A 19318-nucleotide genomic window follows, 5' to 3' on the forward strand; every position below is an offset into this window, starting at 1 on the left:
GCAGCCGGTCAGACCCGCAGCCAGCGGGTCGACACCGCCACCATCAACAGCGCCAGGGCGACGCCGACGAAGGCTGCGATCAGGCCGAAATGGTTGGCGGCAAAGCCGATCAGTGCCGGGCCGGCCAGGATGCCGGCAAAACCCAGCGTGGAGACGGCGGTGATCGCCAATGCACCGGGCATGCGGGTCTGGTGGCCGGCCAGCGAGAACAAGGCCGGTGCGATGTTGGCGCAGCCGAGGCCGACCAGCACATACCCTGCCAGCGATGCCTGCCACGGCGTGACCAGGGTCAGCAGCAGCACGCCCGCGGCGGCGAGCAACGCGCCGAACACGATCGCGCGCTGGCGGCCCACGCGCGCCACCAGCGCATCACCGAACAGGCGCGCGACGGTCATGGTCAGGGTGAAGGTCACATAGCCGATGCCGGCGAGGCTGGCATCGACGTGGCGCACATCGCTGAGGAAGACCGCGCTCCAGTCCAGCATCGCGCCCTCGCCAAGAAAAGCGACGAAGGCCAGGATGCCGATGAACAGCACGATGCCATGCGGCATGGCCAGCATCGGCGTGTCATGCGGCATGCGCTCGCTGTGCCAGTAGGACGCCGACAACACCAGCACCAGCAGCATCGCGCCGGCGCCGATCAGCACCGATGCCAGCGGTGGCAGCTGCGCCGAGAGCAGCACGGTCATCGTCGCCGCGCCCAGGAAGCCGCCGATGCTGAAGAAGGCATGGAAGCCGGACATCATCACCCGTCGCGCTTTGCGCTCGACGATCACCGCCTGCACGTTCATCGTGCAGTCCATCGCACCGACGGCCGCACCGAACACGAACAGCACCAGCCCCAGCAGCCACGCCGAACCGGCCAGGGCCAGGCCGGGCACGCTCAGGCAGATCAGCAGGCTGCTGGCCACCATCACCCGGCGGCAGCCCAGGCGCGCGGCGAGCACGCCGGACAACGGCATCGCCAGCAGCGAACCTGCACCGAGGCAGAGCAGGACCAGCCCCAGCGTGGCATCGTTGATCCCGGTGCGTGCCTTGGCGAACGGGACCAGCGTGGCCCACAGCGCGGTGGCGAACCCGGGAATGAAGAATGCAGCGCGGGTCGCGTGCTGTTCGGCACGCGCGCGGTTGGGAAGTGACATGAGCGGTACGGTCAGGGGGGAGTGGGGTGCACCGCGATACCGGCGGCACGGAAACGTGCGGCCAGTGCGGGCGGCGCCGAAGTGGTCAGCACCAGATCGTCGATCTCGTCCAGGCTGGCGATCTGCCAGGTGCCGCGGGCACCGAGTTTTTCGGTAGTGGCGGCGACGATGACGCGGCTGCTGCAGGCCACCATCGCGCGCTTCAGCGTGGCTTCTTCCGCATCCATCGCCCATACCCCGGTATCGCCGTCCACTGCGCACGGACCCGGCAGGTATACGTCGGCCCGCAAGCGCTGTACCTGGGCCAGCGCTTCGGCACCCACCGCACCGCCACCGCTGGCCAGGCGGCCGCCGATCAGCTGCACGCAGGTGCCTTCATGCACGCTGGCGGCGGTGGCGATCTGTGGCGCGTTGGTGATCACGGTCAGCCCGAGCGCCGCCGGCAGCTGCTGGGCGATGGCGAGGTTGGTCGAGCCCGCGTCGAGCAGCACCACCTGGCCCGGCAGCAGCAATGCGCAGGCACGGGCCGCCAGTTCGGCCTTGTCGCCGCGATCGCGGGTCAATCGTTCGCGCAACGGGCGTTCCTTCGGCGGCGGCAGTACGGCGCCTCCGTAGACCCGCTGGCACAGGCCCTGCGCGGCCAGCTCGCGCAGGTCGCGGCGGATCGAATCTTCGGAAACCGCATAGCGGCGCGCCAGTTCGGCGGCGACCACGCGGCCCTGCCGCCGCAGTTCCTCGAGGATCTGCACGGTGCGCTGGGCGGGGAGGGGGCTGGGATCGGAGCTCATGCAGGAAGTGTGCACGTTCGTGCATTAGCGTGCAACAACGTGCGAATGGCGTTCCGGCATCATGGCAGGGCACCTGGCATGGAATCCCTGATGTCCCCCAACGTTCACCGCAAGCTGCGCATCGGCGCGGACCAGTACACCGGCCAGAAAGTGGTCGACCAGCAGTTCCTCGAATGTGATTTTTCCGGCGCGGACCTGACCGCGACCGAGTTCATCAACTGCAGCTTCTACGATGCCGACAGCCGTAGCGGCTGCCGCTTCAACGGCGCCACGCTGAAGGAGGCCAGTTTCCGCGGCTGCGACATCAGCATGTGCCACTTCAGTTTCATCAAGGCGCTGGGGCTGGAGATCAGCGAGTGCCGCGCGCAGGGCGCGGATTTCAGCAACGCCAGCTTCATGAACCAGATCACCACGCGCAGCTGGTTCTGCAGCGCCTTCATCAAGAAGTCGAACCTGCGCTATGCCAATTTCTCGCGGGTGACGCTGGAGAAGTGCGAGTTGTGGGAGAACCGCTGGGACGGCGCCAATGTGAGCGGTGCCAGCTTCGCCGGTTCGGACCTGTCCGGTGGCCAGTTCGAGGGCATCGACTGGAACAGCGCCAACTTCACCGAGTGCGACCTGACCAACTCGGAGCTGGGTGAGCTGGACCTGCGCAGCACCAACCTGCGCGGCGCCACGCTGGACGTGCAGCAGGTGGCGCTGTTGATGCAGCGCATCGGCATCACCGTGGTGCCTTAGGCATCACCCGGCGTACGCCACCCAGCCCTTGAAGCTGAAGCCCGCATAGAACAGCTCCACGTCGTTGAAGCCGGCCTCCTGCAGCAGCGCCACTTCCTGTTCGGGTGCCAGCAGCGGCAGGCGCTCGGCAATGGCCTCGATCGCGCGCTGTGTATCCGCACGGGCGACACCGGAGGCCTCGGCGAAGGCCGCATAGCGCTGTAGCCAGCGCCGTTTCCCGGCCGGGTCCTGCGGCACGCTGTGGTGGGCCACCACCAGCGGCGCGCCGGGGACCATGCGCCGGTGCAGCTCGCGCAGCGTATGCAGGCGCTGGGTGGCATCGAGGAAGTGCAGGGTCAGCAGGCAGCTGGCGCCTTCGAAGCGCAGGTCGGGGGCATCGTCGATGTAGCCTTCCAGCAATTCGACGCGTGCGTTCAACGGGCCCAGTGTCTGCTCGGCCAGGGCCAGCATCGGCGCGGCCGGGTCTACGCCCAGCAGCTGCCAGCCCAGCTGCGCCTCGGCGAAGGCTTTCAGCTCCAGCCCACCACCGGCACCGAGTACCAGCACGCGGCCCTGCGCGGGAACGCGTTCGGCCAGCAGCAGGCGGCTCATCTGCTGCAACGCGAGGAAACCGGGCACCTGGCGCAGCGGTGCTTCGGCATAGCGGGCCACGGCCTGCGGATCGGAGAAGGACATCGGGTGGGTTCCTGCAGCAACGACCAATATCCACTGTACCGTGCCCGGCAAGAGGCGATTGCAGCGGACTACGCACTTGCCTGACGCTACCGTCTGTCTGAACCGCCGGAGCCTGCAAATGAAGTATCGCCCCCTCCCTGTACCCGCGGCGGCGAGCGTTGAACGCGCGCTGTTCCTGCTCGGCCGCGACAACGTGGACGAGGACCAGGCCGCGCGGGATCTGGCCGAACAGGGCATCGGCGATGAGCTGGCGCGTCGGCTGCTGCTCTGGCTGCCGGAGGCGTTCGCCATGACGCTGGTTGCGCATAGCGAGCTGGGTGTCGTGCTGCCATGTTCGTTCACTGCACGCGACGGCAATGGCCATCTGCATGCGCTGCCGCTGGAGTGCGAGCCGGTCTTCGCCGAAGGCCTGCGCCGCGCGCGGCTGATGTACCAGCAGGGGCCACGCGCGGCGTTCAAGGCGATCTGCGAGCGTAGTTCGTCGCTCAACGCCATCGACAATGCGCTGAAGGCTGGCGCCGATCTGCAGGGGGCGACACTGTCAGGCCCCGAGCTTCTGGATATTCCCGCCGAGACTTACCTGCAGGCGTGAGTCGCGGTGTCCCGGCGTGCTGACGTTGATCACTCCGGGTGACCCCGTCCCTCCGCTCAGCGGCGCTGCTGCAGCGCTTTTCCCAGCACCTGCCAGATCCTGGGGTCCTGGCATTGCGAGACGTTGAAGCGCACATAGTCGGCCGCGCGCTGCGACTGGCTGAAGGCATTGCCCGGGGCCAGCACCAGGCCCTCACGCAGGCACTGCCGCGCCAGCGTGGCAGCGTCGCGGGCGTCGGGCAGCTGGCACCACAGGAACAGGCCGGCGTGTGGCTGCAGCCACGGCGTGATGCCCAGTGCGTGCAGCCTGCGCAGGGTAAGCCGGCGCGCATCGGCCAGGCGCGAACGCACCGATTGCATGTGCCGGCGGTAGCCACTGTCAGTCAGCGCGATGTGCATCAACTGGGCCGCCAGGTGGCCACATCCGAAGCTGGTCGCCAGCTTCAGGTCGGTCAGCGCCTCGACCCAGTCGCGACGCGCGGCAATGTAGCCGCAGCGCGAGGCGGCCGACAGTGTCTTGGAGAAGCTGCCGACGTGGATCACCCGCGACAGCCCATCCAGTGCGGCCAGCCGGGGCGCGGGATGCAGTTCGAAATCGGCGAAGATGTCGTCCTCGATGATGATCAGTTCGCTGCGCTCGGCCAGCCCCAGCAAGCGGTGCGCGGTGCTGGCCGACAGCACTGCCCCGGTCGGGTTGTGCAGCCCGGAGTTGGTGATGTACAGCCGCGGCGAATGCGCCTGCAGTGCCTGCGCGAAGGCCTCGAGGTCCGGGCCGTTGTGCGTGTACGGCACGCCCACCGCCTGCACCTGATGGGCTTTCAGCAGGGCGTGATAGTTGAAGTAGCTCGGATCATCGACCAGGACGCAGTCACCGGGCTTGAGCAGGAAACGGCAGATCAGGTCGACCGCATGCGTGCCCGATTCGGTCAGCAGGATCTGTTCCATCGGTGCCTCGATGCCCAGCGCAGCGGCGCGTCGCTGCAGCAGCTGGCGCAGCGGTGGCAGGCCGAGCGGGCCGGCATAGTCGGCCAGATGGGGGGCGTCGGCCCGCGCCAGGCGGCGCAGGCCACGGCGCATGCCGTCCTGGTACAGCCAGTCGCTGGGCATCCAGCCGCAGCCCGGCTTGAGGTGGCCGGCGGGCGTTTCCAGCGACTGCCGTGACACCCACAGCGGGTCCACCGCACGGTCAAGCCGCGGTTCGCGTTCGGCCAGCGCGAGCGGCGCGGCCGGCCCGCTCACATAGAAGCCCGAGCCTGGCCGCGCGCTGATTACGCCTTCGGCGGCCAGGCGCTCGTAGGCTTCGACCACGGTGGAGACCGACACCCCCATTGCGGCCGCCTGCGCACGCACCGATGGCAGGCGCGAGCCGGGACCATCCACCCGTGCGCTGATGCGGGTGCGGACGGCCTGGATGACCGATTCGATGCGGGTAGGCGGGGCTGGCATGAGGGCTGTAGTGGAAGTGTGGGCAGTACAGTTACTTGAAACTGTACTGGATTGTGACTGGGAGGGCGTGACTGCGGGTGCTTCCATGCAGGTTCCGCCGGGAGTCGCCCGGCATTGCAGGAGTACAGGCGTGGAACGCTCGGCGAGTGGTTGGATCAATGGCCTCATCGGTGTGGTGATTTTCGCCGGCTCGCTGCCGGCCACGCGCCTGGCGGTCCTGCAGCTGGATGCCGGGTTCGTCACAGCTGCACGCGCCACCATTGCCGCCGTGCTCGGCCTGGGCCTGTTGCTGTTGCTGCGCCAACCCTGGCCCCGGCGTGGCGACCTGCCCGGGCTGGTGGTGGTCAGCCTCGGGGTGGTGGTCGGCTTTCCGCTGCTGACCGCGCTGGCCCTGCGTCATGCGTCGTCGGCGCACACCATCGTGTTCGTTGGGCTGTTGCCGTTGAGCACCGCGGTGTTCGGCGTGCTGCGCGGCGGCGAACGGCCGCGCCCTGCGTTCTGGGCCTTTTCGCTGCTGGGCAGTGCCTGCGTGGTTGGCTATGCGGTCCGCAACGGCATCGAAGCGTCGCTGCAGGCGGATCTGCTGATGCTGGCGGCGATCGTGGTGTGCGGCCTGGGCTATGCCGAAGGGGGCCGGCTTGCCCGGCACCTTGGTGGCTGGCAGGTGATCAGCTGGGCGCTGTTGCTGGCGTTGCCGGTGATGCTGCCATTGACGGTGTTGATGCGTCCGGCCTCGTTCGCCGCAGTGGCCGCGTCGGCGTGGTGGGCACTGGGGTACGTGGCGGTGTTCAGCATGCTGGTCGGCTTCCTGTTCTGGTACCGCGGCCTGGCCCAGGGCGGGATTGCCGCAGTTGGGCAACTGCAGCTGCTGCAACCGTTCTTCGGCCTGGCACTGGCCGCGCTGCTGCTGCACGAACCGGTCAGCCTCAGCATGGTGCTGGTGACCGTGGCCGCAGTGATCTGCGTCGCCGGCGCACGCCGCTTCAGCCGCTGACCACAAAAATGGGGACGGAGGGGATTAAGTCGCAATCGCCCCTGATGTGCCTGAAACGACTTAATCCCCTCCGTCCCCTTTTTTGCGGTGATAGCGTGGAGGTATCGTGGCGTGCGGCCAACGGTATTTGCCGAGGCGGGGGGGCCTGGCCGAAGCTGCTGCGATGAAGCCGAACTCGCGTGTTTCCTTCGAAGGCCAGGTGGGCCTGGTGACCGGTGCCGCCGGTGGACTTGGGCTTGCCTACAGCCGGCTGCTGGCCCAGCGCGGCGCGCATGTGGTGATGCATGACGTGGGCGCCGGCGCCGATGGGCGTGGCTGCGACCCGCAGCGCGTGCTGCGCAGCGTGCAGGCGCTGCAGGCGCAGGGCCTGCTGGTGCAGGCGGCCAGCGATGCGATCGACCATCGCGCCGGCTGCCACGCGCTGGTGCAGGATCTGCTGCAACAGCATGGCCGCATCGATTTCCTGATCCACAACGCCGGCTGGGTGCAGTACCAGGCGTTGGAAGCGGTCGAGGACGCTGCGCTGGAGCAGATGCTGTGCCTGGCAGCCAAGACACCGTTGTGGCTGGCGCAGGCAGCGTGGCCGGCGATGCGTGCGGCAGGCGGCGGTCGCATCGTGATCACCACGTCTGATCGCGCGCTGTATCCGCAGTACGCACAGCGCGGGCTGGCCGCCTATGCGATGGGCAAACAGGCCGCGCTCGGCCTGGTCAATGTGCTGGCATTGGAAGGCGCTGAGCACGGCATCGTGGTCAATGCGGTTTCGCCGGTGGCCAAGACGCGCATGTGGGGCGTCCACGGCGAGCCCGACGAACTGCACCCGGACGCGGTCGCGCAGGGGGTGGCCTATCTGGCATCGACGCGCTGCATGGACGGAGGATGGGCGCTGCGTGCGAGCAATGGCCAGTTCCATGCACTGCGCCTGCAGGACGCCGAGCATGTCGCGTATCCGCGTGACCTGCGCGCGGTCTGTGCCGACAGCATCGAGTCGGTGGCCCTGCAGTGGCCGGCCATCGCCCGCGCCAGCGTGGACGTGCGCAGCTGAGGGCGTACCCTAGGCAGGTTTCCACTGCCTGCCCCCCGATGATCGACCTGCGCCTGCTTCGCCAGTTCGTGGCCGTGGCCGAAGAACTGCATTTCCACCGCGCTGCGGCCCGCCTGCACATGTCGCAGCCACCGCTGACGGCGGCGATCCGCAGGCTGGAAGACGAACTGGGGAGCGAGTTGATCGTGCGCGGCAATCGCACCCTGGGCCTGACCGTGGCCGGGCAGACGCTGCTGGTCGAGGCGCGGGCGACGCTGCAGCAGGCCGAACAGGCGCTGCAGCGCACCCGCGAAGCCGCGGCAGGGCACAGCGGCAGCCTGCGCGTAGGCTATGTGGGCAGTGCGCTGTACGGGCGACTGCCGGGACTGATCCGTCGTTTCCGCCAGCATTACCCGCAGGTGCAACTGCATCTGCAGGAAGCGACCTCGTACCAGCAGCAACTGTGGCTGCGCGAGCAGCGCATCGATGTCGGCGTGCTGATTCCACCGATTCCCGCTGCCGAACTGGTGCTGCACGACTTCGACCACGACCGCCTGGCCATTGCACTGCCGCGCGCACATGCATTGGCTGCGGTGCCGGTTGCCACGGTGGCGATGCTGGCCGATGAGCCGTTCGTCTCGTGGCCGGCAGGCGAGGGCATTGGCTTCCATGCACAGGTGCTGGGCCTGTGCACCGCGGCAGGCTTCACCCCGCGCGTGATGCACGAAGCACAGGGCATGCATGCGGTGCTGTCACTGGTGGCGGTGGAGGCCGGGGTGGCGATCGTGCCGGCCAGCATGGCCAGTTTCCGTTCGCAGGAAATCGCCTACCACGTGCTGGAGGATGAGGCCGCGTGCTTTGCCCTGCAGTTCTGCATGCGCCCGGACGCACCGTCGCCGGTGCTGCGGAACTTCCTGGATGTTGCCGCCGCGGGCTGAACCTGTTGATCAACTAGGCCTGATCGTGGCGGAACAGATGTGCAACGGCATAGTCGATGAACACCCGCAGGCGTGCGCTGGGATGGCGCCCACCGGGCCATAGCAACGAGAACTGCCCCTGGTGCGTGGGCAGCGCAGGCAGTACCTGTTGCAGGCGGCCATCGGCCAGCGCACCGGCGGCGAGGAAGTCAGGCATCCAGGCCAGGCCCATGCAACCGATCGCGGCGGCCAGCACGGCTTCCATGTTGTTGCAGGTCATCGCCGTGGGAAGGCGCGCCCCGGCATCGCCTTCAATGCCCGGCAGCTGCCATGGATGCAGCTTTCCGGTGGTGGGGTAACGGAAGCGCAGTGCGGTATGCATGCGCAGGTCGCTCACATCGGCGGGCGTGCCGTAGGCCTGCAGATAGCCCGGCGCCGCACAGAGGATGAAACGAAAGCCGCCCAGCCGTCGCGCGGTCAGGCTGGAATCGGCCAGTTCGCCGCTGCGTATCACCGCATCCAGCCCTTCGCTGACCACATCGACGATGCGGTCGTTGAAGTCCAGTTCCAGCTGCACCTGCGGGTAGCGCTGCTGGAAGCCGGGCAGCACCGGCAACAGGAAGCGGTAGCCGATGGTGGGCAGGCCGATGCGCAGCAGTCCACTGGGGGCGTGCTGCCGCTGCGCCAGATCCGCCTGTGCTTCGGAGAGTTCATCCAGCGCACGCCTGCAGCGCTGCAGCAGCAGTTCACCTTCGTCGGTGAGGTGCACGCGTCGGGTGGTGCGCTGGAACAGGCGCGTGCCGAGGTCGTGTTCGAGGCGGGCGATGCGCTTGCCGACGGCCGAGGCAGACAGGCCGAGTACGCGGGCGGCACCGACAATGCTGCCTGCCTCGGCGGTGCGGACAAAGGCGAGCAGGGCGGAGATGGAGTCCATGCCGGCATGATTGCGGAGCATATGGATGTAATCAACGTCCATTGAGCCTGTTTTTCAGAAATTGCGGCCTGTCCATCATCAATGCCCCCGATGGAAGGAGGCCCGCATGGCCCCGGTTTCACTGTCCCCTGTGTCTGTCCACCCGCAGCAGCGCTGGGCGTTGCTCGCGGTCTGCCTGGCTGCTCTGGCGCTGCCGTTGTCCTTTTCGGCTGGCGCGGTCGCGGTGCCGGCGCTGGCCCGTTCCGCGGCAGCTTCGCCCACCGCGCTGGCCTGGGTGACCAATGCCTTCATGCTCACCTTCGGCAGCCTGTTGCTGGCTGCCGGCGGCCTGGCCGATCGCTATGGCCGGCGGCGGCTGTTCCTGCTGGGGACGGCCGGCTTCGCGCTTGCCACCGGCCTGGTATGCATCGCGCCCACCTTGCCGTGGCTGGACCTGGCGCGGGGCCTGCAGGGCGTTGCCGCGGCCGCCGCACTGGCCTCCGGCAGCGCCGCGCTGGCGCACGCCTGGCAGGGGCCGGCGCGGGCCCGGGTGTTTGCCCTGCTCGGGACCACGTTCGGCGCGGGGTTGGCGTTGGGGCCCTTGCTCGCAGGGCTGCTGCTGCAGGTGCTGGGATGGCGCAGCGTGTTCGCCGCCGGCGGTGTGCTGACGTTGGTGGCCTTTGGCCTGGGCGTGCGCGTGTTGCCTGAAAGTCATGGCGAGCGCCGACGCCTGGATATCGGAGGCATGCTCAGTTTCAGCCTGACGCTCGCGGCGTTGACCCTGGCCTTGCTGTGGCTGGGGGAGTTCGGCCTGCATGCCGTGCGCGTGCAACTGGCGCTACTGGCGACGCTGCTGTTGGGCGGGGTGTTCGTCTGCATCGAACGGCGGCACCCCTCATCGTTGCTGGACCTCTCACTGTTCTCGCAAACGGCGTTCCTCGGCGTCCAGTTGCTGCCGGTGGCGACCTGCTTCGGCTACGTGGTGCTGCTGGTTGTACTGCCTCTGCAGCTGCTGGGCGTGCATGGACAGAGCCCGACCCAGGTGGGGCTGCAGATGCTGGCGCTGTCCGCACCAATGCTGGTGCTGCCCTTGCTGGCCGCGCGCTGGGCGGAGCGGATCGGCGCCGCGCGACTGTGCACATTCGGCCTGCTGGTTTGTGCATGCGGCCTGTATCTGTTGTCGCGCCATGCGGCCCATCCGTCGCCGCTGCAGTGGCTGCCGTGGTTGATGCTGATCGGCGCAGGCACGGCGTTGCCGTGGGGACTGATGGATGGGCTGTCAGTGAGCGTGGTGCCGGTGAAACGTGCGGGCATGGCCGCGGGCATCTTCGGCACGGTACGGGTAGCCGGAGAGGGCATCGCACTGGCTGCAGTGACCGCACTGCTTGCGCTGTTGATCGGCCACCAGCTGCAGGGTGCGCCATCCGCGTCGCTGGCCAGGGCCGGCGCCTACCTGGCAACGGGGGCGCAGGCACAGGCGCAGGCCCTGCTACCGACGATGGGCAGTGCACAGGTGCGGTTGGCCAGCGGAGAGGCGCTGGCGACACTGTTGCGTGTACTGGCGTTGCTGACCGCAGGCAGCGCGGTGGTGTTGCATCTGCTGCTGACGCGGGCCAGTGGTAATCCAGCGGCGGAGCAGGCCGCCTAGGCGGCTCCGTCGTCGCGCTACCGCGGCAAACGCGGGTCGACGGCCAAGGCAGCTTCTGCAGCGGCGTGCCCACCGTCATCCCGCTGTCGTTTTCCTCTCACGCCGCCTATGCCGATCCGGGCCTAGTGTTGATCGTCCCCGTCCCCCACGGAGACCTGCCATGTGGCTGCTCGACCATCTCTGGCCTGGCCGTAGACCGCTCCCTCCCCCGGTCGCGGCCGAACCGCAGGCAGCACCTCGACGGCCCTGGCTGAAACGGCCGGCTCGGGCCGGGCGCAGTGGCATGGCGCCCTGGCAGAAGGTCGCCGCACCGCTGCGGCGCACGCGCCACTAGGCGCTGCGGTCGGCCGGATGGTTGACCCCGTCGTTGACCGGAATCACGCCTAGCGCGAACGGGTCGATGCCCTCCAGGCAGGCGACGTTGTAACCGTACTGGTCGGGGTTGGAGCGGCGCCGGTGATGGGTGTAGATACCGCACACGCCGCAGAAGTAATGCTCGGCCACATGGGTGTTGAACTGGTACAGCTGCAGGTGGCTCTGCCCGCGCACCACCTGCAGGCCGTCGCGGCTAACGCTGGCCGCGATGGCGCCACGGCGGCGGCACATCGAGCAGTCGCAGCGGCGCGGGTCGACGATGCCGTCCGGCAGGTCCAGCAGCAGTTCGACGGTACCGCAGTGGCAGCTGGCGCGATGCCGGGGTTGGACCGGAACGCCGGCCACGGAAGTGATGCCCATCGTTGCTCCTGTGAGTGGGGTGAACCTGGCCAGCGCGGCCATCGTAGAGGGTGCGTCGACGCGCCTGAACGGGCCGTAGATGCCACGGTGATCCGGCTTGTGGCTAACTATGCGGCTTCAAGACCGCGACAGGATGCCAGTGAAAGCCGCAGGACGTTGGATGACAGGAAGTGCCCTGGCGCTGGCAGCGCTCTGGGTGACCGGGCTGCTGGCCTACCAGTTGCCGGGACCGGGCTGGCTGGCCACGGGCGTGGCGGTGCTGTGGTTGCTGGCGGCGCTGTGGGCAGCGTGGCGGATCGCGCGCGGCCGCGGCAGCCGGCGCCTGGGCATGGCATTCGGTGCCTCGCTGGCACTGGCCGGCCTGTGGTGGCTGTTGCTGACGCCGCGCCAGGATCGCGTGTGGGCCGACGACGTGGCGCAGCGCCTGCACGTGGTGTCCTTCGATGGACGGCATGTGGTGTTCGATAACGTGCGCGACTTCCGCTGGCGTACCGAGACGGACTATGACGCGCGCTGGGTGCGCCGCACGTATGACCTGGACCAGCTGCGCTCGGCCGATCTGGTGCTGTCGTACTGGATGGGACCGGCGATCGCGCACACGCTGATCTCGTTCGGCTTCGAGGATGGCCGCCACGTGGTGTTCTCGCTGGAGATCCGCAAGGAGCGTGGCGAGTCGTTCTCTGCACTGGGCGGCTTCTTCCGCAAGTTCGAGATGACCCTGGTGGCTTCGGAGGAGACCGACATCATCCGCACCCGCACCAATGCGCGTGGCGAGGACGTCTACCTGTACCGCCTGTACGGGATGGACCGCGCGCAGCTGAAGGCGCTGTTCGCCGCCTACATCGCGCAGGCACGGGCGCTGGACGCGAAGCCGGGCTTCTACAACACGCTGACCAGCAACTGCACCACCATCGTCTTCGACCTGGCCCGGCATATCGCGCCACGGCTGCCGCTGGACTATCGCCTGCTGCTGTCCGGCTACCTGGCCGAGTACGCACAGGAGGTCGGCGCGCTGGCGCCGGGCGTGCCGTACACCGAGCTGCATGACAAGGGCCGCATCACCCAGCGTGCGCTGGACCTGGGCGACGGCGACCACTTCTCCACCGTGATCCGCCAGGGCGTGCCCGGCACCGAGCAGGACCCGCAGTAATGACCCGACTCTTCCTGACCCGCTGGCAGCGCGTGCTGCCGGCGCTGCTCGCCGCCTTCCTGCTGCTCGGCGGCAGTGGCTGCGCGATGGTCACCGTCAAGCAGATCAAGTCCAGCGACTCGCTGGTCAACAAGCGCGCCGACGTGCTCAACACCGGCAAGCTCAGCCCGGCGGCGCGCGAGACGCTCAGTGCGGCGGGGCTGGATGAATCGCAGTGCGAGAAGGACTTCCTGGTCTGCCGCAGCACGCTGCTGATGACCGATGACCTCAATGTCGAACAGCGGCTGTCGGCGCTGTCCGAGCTGTGGGTGAAGGCGGCGCTGGCGTTGACGCCGAAGAAGACCGCCGCGGGCGAGCCGCCGATGAGCGATGCGGCGCTGGATGCCTGGCTGGAAGCTGCGCGCTATGCGTACGCCTACCTGTTCTACAGCGGCCGCTCGCCGTCCGACCGTGCCTTCGAGGACCGGCAGACGCAGGTGCGTGATTACTACAACTACGCCGCGGAGAAGGCCGCAGTGGTGCTGTTCGTGCGCGCACGCGCAGCGGCGCTGGCCGGTGAGGACTATACGAAGCCGCTCTCGGTCGGCAGCTGGTCGCTCGCCTCCAATTACCAGCAGCTGGGGCTGAAGAGCATTCCCGCGCAGCTGGTTCCGGCCGGTACGGTCAGCTTTGTCGGCCTGCGCAGTACCTATCGCCGCGACGGCTTCGGTGCCGAACTGGTGATGGTGATGGACCCGCCGAAGCTGGTCGCTCCGGTGATCGCCGCGGACGGCCCGAAGGCGGAGCCGGAGCAGGACGATGAGGACGGCGAGCGCCGTGGCCGCCGTCATCGCCACGACGATTCGGTGCCCGAGTTCAGCGAGATGTCTTCGCTCAACGTCACCGCGCTGTTGCGATTCGAAGGCAGCAGCCTGGACGACGTGATGCGTACACGCCGGGTCGAACTTGACGCCTATTCGCCCGAAGCCACCGAGCGCATCACCCTGCATGGCGAGCAGGTACCGTTGGCCGGCAACTTCACCGCTGCCTACGGCCTGTGGCTGGCGCAGAGTGGCTTCGCCCGGCAATCGCTGCGCACCCTGTTCGGCATGAGCGAGGGGATCGGCGAGCCGCATATCTACCTGATGCAGCCGTGGGATCCGAACCGTCGCATCATCTTCATGCTGCACGGCCTGGCCAGCAGCCCGGAGGCCTGGGTGAACCTGGCCAACGAGATCATGGGTGACCCCGAGCTGCGCCAGCAGTTCCAGGTCTGGCAGGTCTATTACCCCACCAATGCACCGATCGCGCTGAACCGCTACGAGATCGCCAACGCGTTCAACGACACGCTGAAGCATTTCGACCCCAACGGCAGCACGCGCGCCTCGAAGGACATGGTCTACATCGGCCATAGCATGGGCGGCGTGCTGGCGCGGCTGCTGGTCAGCGATTCGGGTGATGTGCTGTGGAACGACCTGCTGGCCAACTACGACCTGAAGGGCGAGCGCCTGAAGCGGGTGCAGACCAAGCTGGGGCCGCTGCTCCACTTCAAGGCGCAGCCGGACGTGGAGCGCGCGATCTTCATCGCCGCGCCGCACCAGGGCACCGATATCGCCGGCAACAAGGTCGGGCGCCTGATCGGCCGGCTGGTGCGCCTGCCGCTGACCATCCTCGGCAAGTTCGAGGATGTGTTCATGGCGCTTGCGCAGGCCGAGCAGCAGGTGGACGGCACGGCCAAGCCGAAGATTCCCAACAGCATCGACAACCTCAAGGCCAGCGATCCGTTCGTGAAGGCCGCCGCGCAGCTGCCGATCGAAGCGGGCCTGAAGTACCACTCGATCATCGCCCAGCGCAAACCGGAGCTGCCGCTGCAGAAATCCGATGATGGGCTGGTGCCGTACTGGAGCGCGCACCTGCCGGGTGCACTGTCGGAGAAGGTGATCATTTCCGGCCACAGCGTGCAGGAGACGCCGCAGGCAGTACTGGAGGTGCGCCGCATCCTGCACCGCGACATCGATGACGTAGACACCGCAGGCAGGTAATGCCGGCCGCTGGCCGGCACTCCCGTAATGCAGCTGCCTAGACCCGTCGTGCGATCACCGTCGCCAGCACCGCCAGGCCGAGGGTGATCGCCAGGCACAGCACATAGCCGGTGTGCGGCGCGGTTTCCACGAACAGCGCGAACAGCGCACCGGAGACCGCCAGCGCGGTGGTCACCGACAGTGCCTCGCTCAGCTGCAGCGCCGAGGTGTTGGCCCCCTGCTCATGCGCTGCCGACAGCGACAGGGTGAGCACCGACAGGCTCGCGTAGATCATGCCCATGCCGAACCCGGTCAGTGCCCAGCCCACCAGGGCCACCGGCAGCGGCACGGCGTTGAACAGCACCGCCAGCGTGGCGGTGATGCCGATCGTCATCAGGGGCGTACCGACCCGCAGCAGCTGCTGCCGCGACCAGCCGCGCTGCTGGTGACCCTGCAGCCACGAGCCGGAGAACCAGCCCAGCGCGCCGAGGCTGAGCACCGCACCGGCCCAACTGGGGGAGAGGCCGCGCTCGCGCTGCAGCAGCAGTGGCAGGTAGGCCTCGCAGGCAAAGAACGCGGCGGCGGCGACACCGCGCAGCGCAATCACGCTGGGCAGCCCGCGGCGCAGGATCAGCGTGCCGGCCGGCAGCAGGCGGTGAACACAGAACAGCAGTGCCAGTATCGCCGCGCCGATGCAGAGCAGGGCCTGCAGGCCCTGTTGCTGGCCGCCGAAGTACAGCAGCAGTGCGGCCAGTGATGCACCGCTGGCCCAGCGCACCACGTTGCCGCGCCCATCGTCGCCATCGCCGCTGCCAGCAGACTGCATGCGTGCCAGCGCCGGACGCAGCAGCAGCGCGGCGGGCACCGCCAGCAGCGGCACCGCCAGGAACACCCAGCGCCAGCCGAGGTGCTGCACGATCAGGCCGCTCAGCGCTGGGCCGATCATCGACGGCACCACCCAGCCGGCCGAGAACGCGGCGAACACCTTCGGCCGCAGCGGCTCGGGATAGCTGCGGCCGACCATCACATACAGCGAGACCGAGATTGCGCCCGCGCCCAGGCCCTGCAGCAGGCGCCCGGCCACCAGCATGCCCATGCGCATTGCGAAGCCGGCCAGCAGCAGTCCAAGCACGAAGCAGGCCAGCCCGTACCACAGCGGCCGCGCCGGCCCCTGGCGATCGGCCCAGCGCCCGGCCAGGGTCATCCCGATCACGCTGGTGGCCAGGGTGCCACCGAAGGCCAGCGCATACAGGCGCAGCCCATCCAGCGCCTCGGCGACGGTCGGCATGGCGGCCGCCACCGCCAGCGCCTCGAATGCGTGCAGCGCGACCAGCGCCACCATGCCGATGGTGGTGGCGCGGTAGCGCGGGGACAGGATCGAAGTATCGGCCGGCGCGATGGCGTCGGCGGGCGTGGCAGTGGGAGTCACATGGGTCAGATGCGGGCCGCGCTTGTCAATTGGCGGCGAAGATAGCAGCATGACACCTCAACCGTAGTTGAGGTCAAGCAATGGTGTCGCAGGAACTGAGTGTTGGCGAGGTGGCCCAGCGCAGTGGCGTGGCTGTTTCCGCGCTGCACTTCTACGAGCGCAAGGGGCTGATCAGCAGCCTGCGCACCTCGGGCAACCAGCGCCGCTACAGCCGTGACGTGCTGCGCCGGCTGGCGGTGATCCGGGTGGCGCAGCGGGTGGGCATGCCGCTGGAAGCGGTGGGCCGTGCCTTCGAGAGCCTGCCCGAGGGCCGCGCACCGACCAAGGCCGACTGGGCCAAGCTGTCCGCGCGCTGGCGCACCGAGCTGGAGGAGCGCATCCACATGCTGCAACTGTTGCGCGACGAGCTGACCGGCTGCATCGGCTGTGGCTGCCTGTCGCTGCAGCGCTGCCGGCTGGCCAACCCCGAAGACGTCCTCGGCGAGCGCGGCGACGGCCCGATGCGCTGGGAATGACAAAAAGGGGACGGAGGGGATTAAGTCGCTATTGCCCCTGTTGTGCCAGAAACGACTTAATCCCCTCCGTCCCCTTTTTCTTTACCAGACGGTGAGGGTCTCGCCGCTCTGGATGCCTTCGACCGCGCGCTGGAAGGCCAGTGCCGCGCGCTGTGCGCTCACCGCTTCGAAGCCGGGGAAGTAGGGGCCATAGGCCGCCATTGATTCAATCAGCACGTTCGGGCTGACCACGTTGATGCGCAGGCCGCGCGGCAACAGTTCCAGCGCGGCCGCACGCACGAAGCCCTCCAGCGCGGCGTTCACGGCGGTGGCGTTGGCGCCATCGCGGATCGGCTGCGCGCTGACGATGCCGCTGGTCAGGGTGATCGACCCTCCTGCGTTGAGGTGGTGCTGCGCGGCCAGCGCCAGCCGCACCTGACCCAGCAGCTTGTCCTGCAGGCCGATGTTGAACTGCTCAGGCGTCATCTCCTGCAACGGGCCGAAGTACAGCTTGCCGGCGGTGGAGATCACCGCATCAACCGGGCCGGTACGCGCGAACAGTTCGGCGACGCTGGCATCGTCGGTCAGGTCTACGCGCAGCTCGCCGCTGTGGCGGCCGGCAGCGAGGATCTGGTGCTGCTGGCCGAGCTGGTGGGCGACGGCCTGGCCGAGTGTACCGCTGGCGCCGACGAGGAGGATCTTCATGGCGGTTCCTTGCGAGGTGGGGGAATGGAGGCAGTCTGCGCCGTCACAGGGAGGTTTGGTAAGCGGCGTATGATTCGCAGATTCCAAACTCTGGATTAGTAATGGATACCCTCCGTTGCATGCAGGCCTTCGTTGCCGTTGCCGAGCGCGGCAGCTTCGCCGGTGCCGCCGAGCAGCTGCAGGTCTCTGCGGTGATGGTCGGCAAGTACATCCAGCAGCTGGAGGCCCATCTGGGCACTGCACTGCTGCAGCGGAACACCCGCCGCCAGCGCCTGACCGAGGCCGGCAGTGCCTACCTGGCCGGATGCCGCCAGGTGCTGGAGCAGGTGCAGCAGGCCGAAGCTGACGTGGCCGGCCTGCAGGTGCAGCCACGCGGCCTGTTGCGGGTCAGTGCGCCGACCACCTGGGGCAGCTGCGTGCTGGCACCGCAGCTGGCAGCGCTGCTGCGCGCGCAACCGCAGTTGAACATCGAGCTGGACCTGAGCAATCGCCGCGTGGACCTGATCGAGGACGGCTTCGACGTGGCGATCCGGGTCGGGCCGCTGCCATCGCAGGAGGTGGTGGCGCGGCCGCTGCCGCCGTATGCGATGAGCCTGTGCGCGGCGCCCTCGTACCTGCGCCGGCGTGGCACGCCACGCACCCCGGCGGACCTGGCAGGGCATGACTGCCTGAGCCACCTGGCCTGGCGCGGCGGCCATGGCTGGCAACTGGCCAACGGCGAACCGGTGGACTGGGAAGCGCGCCTGACCTGCAACGATGGCGTTGCGCTGCGCGAGGCCGCGGTGGCCGGGGCAGGGCTGGTACTGCAGCCGACCGCGCTGTTGGCGGGCGAGATCGCGGCGGGGCGTTTGAAGCCGTTGCTACGCGAGTATCTGCCCGAACCCCGGCCGATGCATCTGATCTATCTGCCCGACCGCAGGCCGCGCCCGCGGCTGCAGTGCTTCGTCGATTTCGTCATGGCTACGCTGGGGCAATGAGCATCCACGCATGGCGTGGATCTACTGATGCCTATCGCCGCTGGAATGCACGCTGTTCCTCAGTAGATCCACGCCACGCGTGGATGACGTTGGGTGCCGACCGTTGGTCGGCACCCCTGCTTCAATCATTCGCCGCAGACAGCTGCTGCCCACGCACCTGCGCGGCCCGCAGCGCCTTGTCCACAAGCGCTTCGAAACCACCGGCCTGGAAGCTCTCGATCGCAGCCTGGGTGGTACCGTTCGGCGAGGTCACCCGGCGGCGCAGTTCGGCCGGGCTCTCACCGGCTTCATCGAGCATGCGCGAGGCGCCCAGCAGGGTCTGCACCACCAGCGCACGTGCGGCCTCGGCCGGCAGGCCCTGAGCGATGCCAGCGGCCTCCATGGCTTCGGCGAGCAGGAACACATAGGCCGGGCCGCTGCCGGACACAGCGGTGACCGAGTCCATCAGCGATTCGCTGTCGATCCACACCGTGCGCCCGGCGCTGGCCAGCACCTGTTCGGCCCGTGCGTGCTGCGGCGCGTCCACCGAGGGCGTCGCGTACAGGCCGGTGACGCCGGCACCCAGCAGGGCAGGTGTGTTGGGCATCGCGCGCACCACCGGCAGGTTGCCGCCCAGCCAGCGCTCCAGCTGCGCGCTGGTGATGCCGGCGGCGATCGACACCACCAGTGGCCGCTGTGCCTGTGCCAGCGCCTGCAGCGACTGGCAGACCTCGCGCAGCACCTGCGGCTTCACCGCCAGCAGCCAGGTGCTGCCCTGCGCGGCGGCGTCGGTGGCGTTGTCGTGCACCTGCACGCCGAAATCAGCGGCCAGCGCCTGGCGCAGCTCGACCACAGGCTCGGCCACGTGGATATGCGCGGCAGGCACGCCCTGGCGGATCAGGCCGGCAATCAGGCTGCGGGCCATGTTGCCGCCGCCGATGAAAGTGATGGAATCAACGGACATGGAGGTCTC

At 68.4% G+C, this 19318-nt stretch carries 19 protein-coding genes; 10 read left to right on the forward strand and 9 right to left on the reverse strand.

Annotated features, from left to right (window positions below; translation table 11 throughout):
• Positions 1-8: 8 nt before the first annotated feature.
• Entirely contained in the window at positions 9-1142 is a 1134-nt protein-coding gene (locus tag Q0P60_RS00265; protein WP_294987081.1) for an MFS transporter, read from the reverse strand.
• Between the two features lie 11 nt (positions 1143-1153).
• Positions 1154-1930 carry a DeoR/GlpR family DNA-binding transcription regulator gene (locus Q0P60_RS00270; protein ID WP_294987083.1) on the reverse strand — a complete coding sequence of 259 codons (777 nt, stop codon included), beginning with the start codon at positions 1928-1930 and terminating at the stop codon, positions 1154-1156.
• Positions 1931-2020: 90 nt separating this feature from the next.
• On the opposite strand from Q0P60_RS00270, the gene smqnr reads away from it, so the two are divergent.
• Positions 2021-2668, forward strand: coding sequence for a SmQnr family pentapeptide repeat protein (gene smqnr, locus Q0P60_RS00275; protein WP_294987085.1), 648 nt, complete (start codon positions 2021-2023; stop codon positions 2666-2668).
• Between the two features lie 3 nt (positions 2669-2671).
• Here the strand turns inward: smqnr and Q0P60_RS00280 are convergent, their stop codons facing one another.
• The gene (locus tag Q0P60_RS00280; protein WP_294987087.1) at positions 2672-3343 is read right to left on the reverse strand and encodes a class I SAM-dependent methyltransferase; all 672 of its coding nucleotides are present in this window, start codon (positions 3341-3343) and stop codon (positions 2672-2674) included.
• Between the two features lie 118 nt (positions 3344-3461).
• Between Q0P60_RS00280 and Q0P60_RS00285 the strand changes: the two genes are divergently transcribed.
• The gene (locus tag Q0P60_RS00285; protein WP_294987089.1) at positions 3462-3935 is read left to right on the forward strand and encodes a hypothetical protein; all 474 of its coding nucleotides are present in this window, start codon (positions 3462-3464) and stop codon (positions 3933-3935) included.
• A 56-nt stretch (positions 3936-3991) separates the two neighbouring features.
• Here the strand turns inward: Q0P60_RS00285 and Q0P60_RS00290 are convergent, their stop codons facing one another.
• Entirely contained in the window at positions 3992-5380 is a 1389-nt protein-coding gene (locus tag Q0P60_RS00290; RefSeq protein ID WP_294987091.1) for a PLP-dependent aminotransferase family protein, read from the reverse strand.
• A gap of 130 nt (positions 5381-5510) precedes the next feature.
• Here Q0P60_RS00290 and Q0P60_RS00295 point away from each other — a divergent pair, with 130 nt between their 5' ends.
• The 3 genes from Q0P60_RS00295 (at position 5511) to Q0P60_RS00305 (ending at position 8336) form a co-directional block, all read left to right on the forward strand.
• Positions 5511-6374, forward strand: a complete 864-nt coding sequence (locus Q0P60_RS00295; RefSeq protein ID WP_294987093.1) for a DMT family transporter — start codon at positions 5511-5513, stop codon at positions 6372-6374.
• A gap of 163 nt (positions 6375-6537) precedes the next feature.
• Positions 6538-7419 carry an SDR family NAD(P)-dependent oxidoreductase gene (locus tag Q0P60_RS00300; protein WP_294987095.1) on the forward strand — a complete coding sequence of 294 codons (882 nt, stop codon included), beginning with the start codon at positions 6538-6540 and terminating at the stop codon, positions 7417-7419.
• Positions 7420-7457: 38 nt separating this feature from the next.
• Positions 7458-8336, forward strand: coding sequence for a LysR family transcriptional regulator (locus tag Q0P60_RS00305; RefSeq protein WP_294987097.1), 879 nt, complete (start codon positions 7458-7460; stop codon positions 8334-8336).
• Positions 8337-8349: 13 nt separating this feature from the next.
• Here Q0P60_RS00305 and Q0P60_RS00310 read toward each other — a convergent pair whose 3' ends face one another.
• Positions 8350-9249 carry a LysR substrate-binding domain-containing protein gene (locus Q0P60_RS00310; protein WP_294987099.1) on the reverse strand — a complete coding sequence of 300 codons (900 nt, stop codon included), beginning with the start codon at positions 9247-9249 and terminating at the stop codon, positions 8350-8352.
• A gap of 106 nt (positions 9250-9355) precedes the next feature.
• Between Q0P60_RS00310 and Q0P60_RS00315 the strand changes: the two genes are divergently transcribed.
• Entirely contained in the window at positions 9356-10876 is a 1521-nt protein-coding gene (locus Q0P60_RS00315) for an MFS transporter (protein WP_294987101.1), read from the forward strand.
• A 330-nt stretch (positions 10877-11206) separates the two neighbouring features.
• Here the strand turns inward: Q0P60_RS00315 and Q0P60_RS00320 are convergent, their stop codons facing one another.
• A complete protein-coding gene (locus tag Q0P60_RS00320) occupies positions 11207-11611 on the reverse strand; it encodes a GFA family protein (RefSeq protein ID WP_294987103.1) in 405 nt (134 codons plus the stop codon).
• 175 nt (positions 11612-11786) lie between these two features.
• On the opposite strand from Q0P60_RS00320, the gene Q0P60_RS00325 reads away from it, so the two are divergent.
• Together Q0P60_RS00325 and Q0P60_RS00330 are read left to right on the forward strand one after the other, a co-directional pair.
• Positions 11787-12761, forward strand: a complete 975-nt coding sequence (locus Q0P60_RS00325; protein WP_294987818.1) for a DUF4105 domain-containing protein — start codon at positions 11787-11789, stop codon at positions 12759-12761.
• Complete coding sequence (locus Q0P60_RS00330) at positions 12761-14782, forward strand: alpha/beta hydrolase (RefSeq protein ID WP_294987105.1); 2022 nt, start codon at positions 12761-12763, stop codon at positions 14780-14782. Before Q0P60_RS00325 ends, Q0P60_RS00330 begins: the two co-directional genes overlap by 1 nt.
• Before the next feature lie 37 nt (positions 14783-14819).
• Here the strand turns inward: Q0P60_RS00330 and Q0P60_RS00335 are convergent, their stop codons facing one another.
• A complete protein-coding gene (locus tag Q0P60_RS00335) occupies positions 14820-16241 on the reverse strand; it encodes an MFS transporter (protein ID WP_294987107.1) in 1422 nt (473 codons plus the stop codon).
• 29 nt (positions 16242-16270) lie between these two features.
• On the opposite strand from Q0P60_RS00335, the gene soxR reads away from it, so the two are divergent.
• Entirely contained in the window at positions 16271-16705 is a 435-nt protein-coding gene (gene soxR / locus Q0P60_RS00340) for a redox-sensitive transcriptional activator SoxR (RefSeq protein ID WP_099589411.1), read from the forward strand.
• Positions 16706-16786: 81 nt separating this feature from the next.
• Here the strand turns inward: soxR and Q0P60_RS00345 are convergent, their stop codons facing one another.
• Positions 16787-17389, reverse strand: coding sequence for a short chain dehydrogenase (locus tag Q0P60_RS00345; protein ID WP_294987111.1), 603 nt, complete (start codon positions 17387-17389; stop codon positions 16787-16789).
• Positions 17390-17490: 101 nt separating this feature from the next.
• On the opposite strand from Q0P60_RS00345, the gene Q0P60_RS00350 reads away from it, so the two are divergent.
• Positions 17491-18366 (forward strand): LysR family transcriptional regulator, encoded by an 876-nt coding sequence (locus Q0P60_RS00350; protein ID WP_294987113.1) that lies wholly within the window; start codon positions 17491-17493, stop codon positions 18364-18366.
• Between the two features lie 121 nt (positions 18367-18487).
• Here the strand turns inward: Q0P60_RS00350 and proC are convergent, their stop codons facing one another.
• Entirely contained in the window at positions 18488-19309 is an 822-nt protein-coding gene (gene proC, locus Q0P60_RS00355) for a pyrroline-5-carboxylate reductase (protein WP_294987115.1), read from the reverse strand.
• Positions 19310-19318: the final 9 nt, after the last annotated feature.

The sequence above is a fragment of the uncultured Stenotrophomonas sp. genome, assembly GCF_945952405.1.
Taxonomy (GTDB): Bacteria; Pseudomonadota; Gammaproteobacteria; order Xanthomonadales; family Xanthomonadaceae; genus Stenotrophomonas.

Bases quoted from the DNA above. Each gene is read 5' to 3' on its own strand.
- Q0P60_RS00265 (WP_294987081.1), bottom strand. From the start codon at position 1,142: ATGTCACTTCCCAACCGCGCGCGTGCCGAACAGCACGCGACCCGCGCT.
- Q0P60_RS00270 (WP_294987083.1), bottom strand. From the start codon at position 1,930: ATGAGCTCCGATCCCAGCCCCCTCCCCGCCCAGCGCACCGTGCAGATC.
- smqnr (WP_294987085.1), top strand. From the start codon at position 2,021: ATGTCCCCCAACGTTCACCGCAAGCTGCGCATCGGCGCGGACCAGTAC.
- Q0P60_RS00280 (WP_294987087.1), bottom strand. From the start codon at position 3,343: ATGTCCTTCTCCGATCCGCAGGCCGTGGCCCGCTATGCCGAAGCACCG.
- Q0P60_RS00285 (WP_294987089.1), top strand. From the start codon at position 3,462: ATGAAGTATCGCCCCCTCCCTGTACCCGCGGCGGCGAGCGTTGAACGC.
- Q0P60_RS00290 (WP_294987091.1), bottom strand. From the start codon at position 5,380: ATGCCAGCCCCGCCTACCCGCATCGAATCGGTCATCCAGGCCGTCCGC.
- Q0P60_RS00300 (WP_294987095.1), top strand. From the start codon at position 6,538: ATGAAGCCGAACTCGCGTGTTTCCTTCGAAGGCCAGGTGGGCCTGGTG.
- Q0P60_RS00305 (WP_294987097.1), top strand. From the start codon at position 7,458: ATGATCGACCTGCGCCTGCTTCGCCAGTTCGTGGCCGTGGCCGAAGAA.
- Q0P60_RS00310 (WP_294987099.1), bottom strand. From the start codon at position 9,249: ATGGACTCCATCTCCGCCCTGCTCGCCTTTGTCCGCACCGCCGAGGCA.
- Q0P60_RS00315 (WP_294987101.1), top strand. From the start codon at position 9,356: ATGGCCCCGGTTTCACTGTCCCCTGTGTCTGTCCACCCGCAGCAGCGC.
- Q0P60_RS00320 (WP_294987103.1), bottom strand. From the start codon at position 11,611: ATGGGCATCACTTCCGTGGCCGGCGTTCCGGTCCAACCCCGGCATCGC.
- Q0P60_RS00330 (WP_294987105.1), top strand. From the start codon at position 12,761: ATGACCCGACTCTTCCTGACCCGCTGGCAGCGCGTGCTGCCGGCGCTG.
- Q0P60_RS00335 (WP_294987107.1), bottom strand. From the start codon at position 16,241: ATGCTGCTATCTTCGCCGCCAATTGACAAGCGCGGCCCGCATCTGACC.
- soxR (WP_099589411.1), top strand. From the start codon at position 16,271: ATGGTGTCGCAGGAACTGAGTGTTGGCGAGGTGGCCCAGCGCAGTGGC.
- Q0P60_RS00345 (WP_294987111.1), bottom strand. From the start codon at position 17,389: ATGAAGATCCTCCTCGTCGGCGCCAGCGGTACACTCGGCCAGGCCGTC.
- Q0P60_RS00350 (WP_294987113.1), top strand. From the start codon at position 17,491: ATGGATACCCTCCGTTGCATGCAGGCCTTCGTTGCCGTTGCCGAGCGC.
- proC (WP_294987115.1), bottom strand. From the start codon at position 19,309: ATGTCCGTTGATTCCATCACTTTCATCGGCGGCGGCAACATGGCCCGC.